Origin of the sequence: Janthinobacterium sp. CG_23.3 (assembly GCF_046115965.1) — a bacterium.
In the GTDB taxonomy this organism is placed as follows: Bacteria; Pseudomonadota; Gammaproteobacteria; order Burkholderiales; family Burkholderiaceae_D; genus Janthinobacterium.
In genome coordinates this window covers 1-7,301 of the sequence record NZ_JBJXIB010000190.1, presented here as the reverse complement: position 1 = coordinate 7,301, position 7,301 = coordinate 1, and the positions used below count along the sequence as shown (strand labels likewise).

Annotated in this window: 8 protein-coding genes; 4 read left to right on the top strand and 4 right to left on the bottom strand. The window is 64.6% G+C overall.

Features of this window, described 5'->3' with window-relative positions; genetic code table 11:
- The first annotated feature begins 441 nt into the window (after positions 1-441).
- The gene (locus ACFDR9_RS26270; protein ID WP_409032883.1) at positions 442-951 is read left to right on the top strand and encodes a hypothetical protein; all 510 of its coding nucleotides are present in this window, start codon (positions 442-444) and stop codon (positions 949-951) included.
- A gap of 236 nt (positions 952-1,187) precedes the next feature.
- Positions 1,188-1,409, top strand: a complete 222-nt coding sequence (locus tag ACFDR9_RS26265) for a hypothetical protein (protein ID WP_409032882.1) — start codon at positions 1,188-1,190, stop codon at positions 1,407-1,409.
- A 39-nt stretch (positions 1,410-1,448) separates the two neighbouring features.
- On the opposite strand, the gene dcd is transcribed toward ACFDR9_RS26265, so the two are convergent.
- From dcd to ACFDR9_RS26245, 4 genes are all read right to left on the bottom strand, one after another.
- Positions 1,449-2,015, bottom strand: coding sequence for a dCTP deaminase (gene dcd, locus ACFDR9_RS26260; RefSeq protein ID WP_026132672.1), 567 nt, complete (start codon positions 2,013-2,015; stop codon positions 1,449-1,451).
- A 167-nt stretch (positions 2,016-2,182) separates the two neighbouring features.
- Positions 2,183-2,989: an alpha/beta fold hydrolase gene (locus ACFDR9_RS26255; protein ID WP_409032881.1), complete on the bottom strand. Its 807-nt coding sequence runs from the start codon at positions 2,987-2,989 to the stop codon at positions 2,183-2,185.
- A gap of 119 nt (positions 2,990-3,108) precedes the next feature.
- A complete protein-coding gene (locus ACFDR9_RS26250; protein ID WP_017875795.1) occupies positions 3,109-3,765 on the bottom strand; it encodes an HAD family phosphatase in 657 nt (218 codons plus the stop codon).
- A gap of 17 nt (positions 3,766-3,782) precedes the next feature.
- Positions 3,783-4,547 carry a sulfite exporter TauE/SafE family protein gene (locus tag ACFDR9_RS26245; protein WP_409032880.1) on the bottom strand — a complete coding sequence of 255 codons (765 nt, stop codon included), beginning with the start codon at positions 4,545-4,547 and terminating at the stop codon, positions 3,783-3,785.
- A 141-nt stretch (positions 4,548-4,688) separates the two neighbouring features.
- Here ACFDR9_RS26245 and ACFDR9_RS26240 point away from each other — a divergent pair, with 141 nt between their 5' ends.
- Together ACFDR9_RS26240 and ACFDR9_RS26235 are read left to right on the top strand one after the other, a co-directional pair.
- Complete coding sequence (locus tag ACFDR9_RS26240) at positions 4,689-5,612, top strand: LysR substrate-binding domain-containing protein (protein WP_409032879.1); 924 nt, start codon at positions 4,689-4,691, stop codon at positions 5,610-5,612.
- 207 nt (positions 5,613-5,819) lie between these two features.
- Positions 5,820-7,172, top strand: a complete 1,353-nt coding sequence (locus ACFDR9_RS26235) for an esterase/lipase family protein (RefSeq protein WP_409032878.1) — start codon at positions 5,820-5,822, stop codon at positions 7,170-7,172.
- The last annotated feature ends 129 nt before the right edge of the window (positions 7,173-7,301 follow it).

Below are 7,301 nucleotides of genomic sequence, written 5' to 3'. Positions count from 1 at the left end.
GCGGCGTGGGAGGTGCGAGGCCTAGGGGTGGGAGCCAAAGAAACTTCCGTTGTTCCCCCCCCCCCGGCACGCTATCGATACGCGTTTCACCCTGCCGGACATGCCATACGGGGTTTTGCATATCGATATAGCGCGGCAGCGCCACACTGCGACGGAAATTAGTTGCGCAAAAGGAATTTCATCGCTATGCTTCGACTATGACAAGCAATGAGGCGCCCGCGCCGGCCTGTCGGTCTCGCCCCCCGCCCCGTTGCCGAGACCCGTGTTACCCAGCCCGTTCCGCCGCCCTCCCCGCGCGGCAACCGTGTTACCCCTTCGGCCCCAATCCGCCGCGCAGCAGATGTTCCCAACATGCACAGAACCCGGCCGGCGCCGCGCCGACCACGCTGGGCAATGCCGCGCGCAAGTGTGTGCGCGCCAACGGACCGAAGGAGCCATGCCATGACCGCCACCACCGCACGCAACAGCGCCACCGTTAACGACAACCTCCCCGGCAGCAGCCTTGCGGCCCGCTTGCTTACCCTGTGGCGCGCGCTGCGTCGCGAGCGCGGCGCCAGCGCCGACGCCGCCGCGGTGGCCGTGCCGCGCGCCGCGCTGGAGGCGGCACTGGCCGAGCAGCAGCGCAAGAACGCCGAACTGGCGCGCATCACGCTGCGCCAGCTCGACACCATTGGCGCCCAGGCCGGCCGCCTGCAGGCGATGGCGGCGGCGCAGGCCGCCACGGCCGGCGCCGCCGCCCGCCTCGAAGACCGGTTGGCGCTGGTCAGCCACGACAAGGCGCGCGAGCGGCGCGCCAGCGAATTGCTGGGCGCGGCGCTGGCGCGCGCCCACCAGCGCCTGGAAACCATCCCGCACTTGGAGGCCGACCTGAGCGCGCTACGCGACCGGCTGGCGCAGCAGCAGGCCGCCGAACAGCGCCCGACGGCGAGCCTGGCGCGCGAAGTCTCCTGACGCCGGCCAGCCGCCCGCCCTTGGGCGTGGCCGGCGCCGTCTCGCTGCTGACGCTGATGGCGCAACTGATCTAGCGCTGCGCCGGCTGCAGTCGTCAACAGCATTTCAAGGTCCGATGCCAAACCGTGGTGAGGTGATGCCGTGCCTACTCCATCCGCACACGCGTCGAGGCAACCGTCACGTTCGAATCAGACGAGGTCATCACCTGCTTTGACGGTTTGCCTTTTACACCGGCAATGCTGAAGGGATTGGCCGTGCCGACATCGATTTCGCTTGCATTGAACGAACAAAACTTCCAGGCGAAGCTGCCTGGTTTACGTTCTGCGCACTTCTCCGAGCCGATAGTATGGGGCGATTTCGCGCCATTAGATCTACGCGTGCGGATTTACGCCGCCTTGGACGAAGCCAGCGGCCTCGTCACTCCAGGAGTATTTTGGGAACCGGACTATGTGCGGTGAGCAGCGCCGGCAGGGGATGCCGGCGGTTTTTCGGGCAACTTACGCCTTCGGCAGCGTGACGCCGCTCTGCCCTTGGTATTTGCCGTCGCGGTCTTTGTACGAGGTTTCGCACACTTCGTCGCTTTCAAAGAACAGCACCTGGGCGCAGCCTTCGCCGGCGTAGATCTTGGCCGGCAGCGGCGTGGTGTTGGAGAATTCCAGCGTCACGTAGCCTTCCCACTCCGGCTCGAACGGCGTCACGTTGACGATGATGCCGCAGCGCGCGTAGGTCGATTTGCCCAGGCAGATCGTCAGCACGCTGCGCGGAATGCGGAAGAATTCAATGGTGCGGGCCAGCGCGAACGAGTTCGGCGGAATAATGCAGACGTCGCTCTTGACGTCGACGAAGGAGTTCGAGTCGAAGTTTTTCGGATCGACGATGGTGCTGTTGATGTTCGTGAAGATCTTGAACTCGTCGGCGCAGCGGATGTCGTAACCGTACGAGGAGGTACCGTAGGAGATGACTTTTCTGCCGTCGACCGCGCGCACCTGGTTCGGTTCGAACGGCGAGATCATGCCGGTTTCTGCCGCCATACGGCGTATCCATTTATCGCTTTTAATCGTCATCGCACAGGCATTTTCTTAAGAATTTCAAGGGAGAGGCGGGGGCGGCGGGCGCCATGGCGGCGTCCGGCCCGAATACCGCGATTTTACGCGAAAAAGGCCGCGCTTATGGCCCGCTGGACACATTTTTCGCGGTACCGCCCCGCCCCGCGGCGCTTTTCGCTGCGCAATTACCGCTTCGACGCCAACAACGCCCCGATCATCTCGCGCGTCTCCTTGGCGGCGCGCTCCGGCGACTCCATCGGGAACAGGTGGCCGCCCGGTATCTGGCGGAAGAAGCGCCCGACCAGCTTGCGCGTCGGCCCCAGTCCCGCCTGGCGGCATTCGACCGACTCGGTGCCGCCGATGAAGCCGATCGGCACCGGGTACTTGCCCGTCACCAGGCTACCGATGTGGTGCGGCAGACTGCGGTAGACGTCGGTTTCGATTTCGCGCGTGAAGCGTAGCTGCATGCCCTGCGGATGCGGCGCCAGGCCGCTGTCGATATAGTCGCGCAGCACCTGCGGCGCCCAGGCCGCGAACATCTGCTTGGACGCGAAGTGCTGGTAGGCGGCCTCGGCGTCCGGCCACAGCTTGCGCCGGCGCACCGAAAAACGCGCCGGCGAGAAGTAGCGCTCGCCCAGCGCGCTGTTGCGCAGCAGCCGCAGCACCATCGCGCGCCAGCCCGCCACCACCGGCGAGTCGAGCAGCACCACGCAGCGCACCAGGTCGGGCCGCGCCTTCGCCACCATCAGACTGAGCATGCCGCCCAGCGAGTGGCCCAGCAAAATCACCGGCTGCTGGTAGCGCGACTCCAGCTCGTCGATGTACTCCTGCACCAGCGCGCCCCAGCCGGTCTCGACCGGATACTCCGGGTTGTGGGCGTGCATGTCGAGCGCCTGGATGTGGAAATCCCGACCCAGCAGGTCGAAAAAGCGGCGGTAGGTGCCGGCCGGGTAGCTGTTGGCGTGGGCAAAGTGCAATTGCGGTTTCGTCATTTTGATAGTGGGCGCCCGGATCGCGGGCCGCCGTCTCCGATGTGTGGCAAGGTTGGCCCAATTGTAAGGGGCGGCGGCGGACACAAATCAGAGGAAGCCCTCTAGATTGCCGCGTCCGCTCAGGCGACGAAGGACGCCAGCACCGTGCGCAGCTCGTCCATCGAGTCGACCACGCAAAAGGCGCCGTCGAAGGCGTGGCCCCGGGTCAAGTCGGTGCGCAAGACGATGCATTCGAGCCCCGCCGCGTTGGCCGCGCGCAGTCCGCGCGGCGAATCCTCCACCGCCAGGCATGCGTGCGCCGGCAAGCCCAGGCGCTCCAGCCCCATCAAATAGCTGTCCGGCTCGGGCTTTTCGTTGATATACATTTCGCGCCAGACGACGAAGTCGAAATAGCCGGCCAGCCTGCTGTCGCGGTGGCTTTGTTCGAAGTGTTCGCGGAAGCTGCCGGTGACGACGCCCATCGGCACGCGCCGCCACAGGTCGGACAGGACGGCGTCGACGCTGGAGTTGATCAGATTGTCCGCCTGCGCCAACTTCTCGCCGAAACGCCGGTTGCGTTCCCGCCGCAGCGCCTCGATGCGCTGTTCGCTATACCCCTTTTGCTGCAGCAAATGCCAAGCGCCGTAGCTGTAACACAAAAACCAGTCGAAAAACTGTTTCCGCGTCAACGCAATGCCGTGCTCGAGCAGCACTTCCCGGTTGGTTTCATAGAACAGCTGTTCGGTATTGACCAGAACGCCGTCGTTGTCCCACAGCACACCCTTAATCTTTTTCATGGTCGAGGAAAATCCAATCAATGGCCGGTGAAGACGTCGTAGCCGAGCTTGACGATCAGCGTGACCAGCAAAAACAGGAACAGCACGCGCACGAAGGCGGAGCCGCGCCGCACGGCGATCCAGGTGCCGGTCAGCGCGCCCAGGATATTGCAGACGGCCATGGGCACGGCGACGGCGTACATGACATTGCCGGCGGGGATGAAGAAGGCCAGCGCGGCGACGTTGGTGGCGATGTTGACGACTTTCGCGCAGGCCGACGCCAGCAGGAAGTCGAAGGCGAAAAAGCGGATGAACAGGAAAATCAGGAAACTGCCGGTGCCGGGACCGAACAGGCCGTCGTAAAAGCCGATGACGCCGCCGATCAGCACCGTCAGCACGCGTTCGCGCCGGCCGAAGGCGCGCTCGACCTGGACGCTACCGAAGTCCTTCTTGATGAAGGTGTAGACCGCCATCACCACCAGCAACACCAGCACCACCGGGCGCACCACGTGCTGCGGCACCGCCGACACCGCCATCGCGCCCAGGAAGGACATGGCGAAGGCCGCCGCCGCCGCCGGCAACACCAGCTTCCACGGCACCCGCACCCGGCCGACATAGGACTTGGCCGCGAATATCGTGCCCCAGCAGGCGGCGAATTTATTCGTGCCCATCAAGGGGGCCGACGCCATCGACGGCATCAGGTTGAACAGCGCCGGCATCTGGATCAGGCCGCCGCCGCCGACGGCGGCGTCAATCAAGCCGGCGAAAAACGCGAACATGCATAGCAGCGAAATGGTGACCATGGTTTCCTGAAGTGATGTGGGGCAACGAAACGAGTATAGGGCGCCGCCATTGAATCTGGATGCAACGCCACGTTGCGGAAAACGCAAGCGTCTAAACTTGTACAATTGCGTCTTGAAACAAAACAGCGGAGCCGCGGCGGCATGTCGATCAAACTGATGTGGGAAATCGGGACCTTTTGCACGGTCGTCGACAAGGGCAGCTTCGTCCACGCGGCGCGCGCGCTGGGCTGTTCGCCAAGCGCGGTGACGCGCGCGATCCAGCACCTGGAAGAGGCCATTGGCGCCGAGCTGATCCTGCGTACCCAGAAGCAGCTGACCTTGACCGCCGCCGGCGACTGCTACTACGCCTTCGCCAAGCACCTGCTGGAGACCCAGGCGGAGGCGCAGGACCAGTTGGCCGAGCTGGGCAGCACCCCGCAGGGCTGGGTGCGCATTTCGGCGCCGGAGATCTTGGCGCTGGGATTCTTGCCAAAAACGGTGGCGCGCTTTTCCCGGGCCTACCCAAACGTGCAGATCGACATCCGTTTCTCCGACAAGAGCATCGATCCGATCGAGGAAAAGCTCGACTTCGCGATCCGCGGCGCCTTCCCCAAGTCGAGCGAGCTGATCGGCTACCCGCTGTGGAACTACCGACGCTATCTGTACGCCGCCCCGGACTACCTGTCGCGCAGGGGCACGCCGCGCGAGCCGGAAGAACTGGCCGGCCACGACGTTATCATGCACACCGCCCCGCGCATCCTGCGCGACTGGCATTTCGTTTCCGCCGAACGCAGCCTGAGCAACACCATCAAGCCGCGCCACCGCTTCACCTCCGGCATCGCCACCTTCCAAGCGGCGACGGAGGCCGCCGGCATCGCCCGGCTGGCCAGCTGGCTGGCCGAGCCGGCGCTGGCCGCGGGCAAGCTGGTCAAGGTGTGCGCGGCGTACCGGCTGGCCTCGTCGAAGGCGGTAGACCCGAGCATGCACGCGGTGTACGGCTCGCCCCGGCTGAGCAAGGGCGCACGCCTGTTCCTTGAGGAAATCCGCAAACAGGGGCTGGAAATCCCCGACGAGCGCGTTGCATGACGGCGTTGCCGCGCCGCCCGCCTGTGGTTTTATACACGAATCCAAACGAACATCGCGCCGCGCGACCAACGCCCGGGCGTGGCTCGCACGGTCCGTAGGTTGGCTTGCAAGGCAATGATGAATTGTAGTTAACTTTTTTCGTTTATGTTGAACTCTGATTACTCGCTGATCAAATTTGATCGCGCGTAACCTTCTGAGGAGACAAAAATGATGACATTCGCATTGGCACGGACGGTAAAGCTGCTGGCAGGCATCGCAATTGGCGCATCCGCGCTGGCGTCGGCGCCGCAAGCGCTGGCCGCCAACAATTACCCGGTGGTGCTGGTCCACGGCTTCCTCGGCTTCGGACCCGACGAATTGCAGGGCAGCGGCTTCCACTACTGGGGCGGCAACAACGACGTCGCCGCGCATATGCGTAGCTTCAACGGCAACCACCAGGTGTTCGCGGCGGCGGTCGGCCCGGTCAGTTCCAACTGGGACCGCGCGGTGGAGCTGTTCTACCAGGTCAAAGGCGGTTGCGCCGACTACGGCGCGCGCCACACCGCCAGCTCGGCCGCGTTCGGCGCGCTGCAAAAGCCGGCCGGCAAATGCTGGGCGGCCGACCCGGCCAACAATCCGAACCATTACCCGCTGGCGCTCTACCCCGCCTGGGACGCCAGCCATCCGATCCACCTGGTGGCGCACAGCCAGGGCGGCCAGACCGTCCGCACGCTGATCCAATTGCTGGAAAACGGCCCGCCGAACGGCAGCGAGGGCGACGGCGCGCTGTACGCCGGCGGCAAGACCGGCTGGGTCAAGAGCGCCACCACCATTTCCACGCCGCACAACGGCACCACCTTGCGCGACGTCATTGTCGACTACGTGCCGAAGGTCTCGGAGCTGGCCGGCCAGATCGTCGAGGTCGCCGGCCTTGGCGGCAGCAACAATCCGATCTACAAGTTCCGGCTGGAACAATTCGGCCTGGCGCAAGGACCGGCCGAATCGTTCCGCGACTTCCTTGAGCGCATCAAGGGCGCGCCGTTCTGGGCGCTGGCCAACCACAACTCGGCGCAATGGGAACTGGGGCCGGACGGCGCCAAGGAACTCAACGGCTGGGTCAAGACCTCGCCCAACGTCTATTACTATTCGGTCGGCGGCGACGCCACCGAACCGGGCGCGCCATGCTGCAACAATACCGACCGGGTCATCGCGCCTTTCCAGAGCGCCGCTTATCGCTACGCGCGCAACGACATGATTTTCTTCAGTAAACCCACCGCCGGCGAATGGGTGGTGCCGTCCATCCTGCAACCAGGCATGGGTTCGTACACCCAGTCGGGCAGCGGGCGGGTGCTGATCGACAGCAGCTGGTTCCCCAACGACGGCGTGGTCAACACTGTCAGCATGAAGGCGCCGTCCGGACAGCCGCAGCGCAACTACGACGGCAGCTCGGTGCGCGGCGCATGGAACTATCTGGGCTACTACCGCGGCTACGACCACTTTGACGTGATCGGCTGGCTCAATCCGTCCAGCGCCGTGTATCCGCTGTACGACGACGTCAGCACTATCATCTACGGCCTGTAGTGCGACCGGTGCCGGGGGGGGGGGGGGGGGGGGCGGAGGAGGGCCACCACCCATGCAACCCACCCCACAGGAACAACCACCCCTCGCACACACTTTCCTACCTATACCCGATCCCTAAAAACAAAAAAC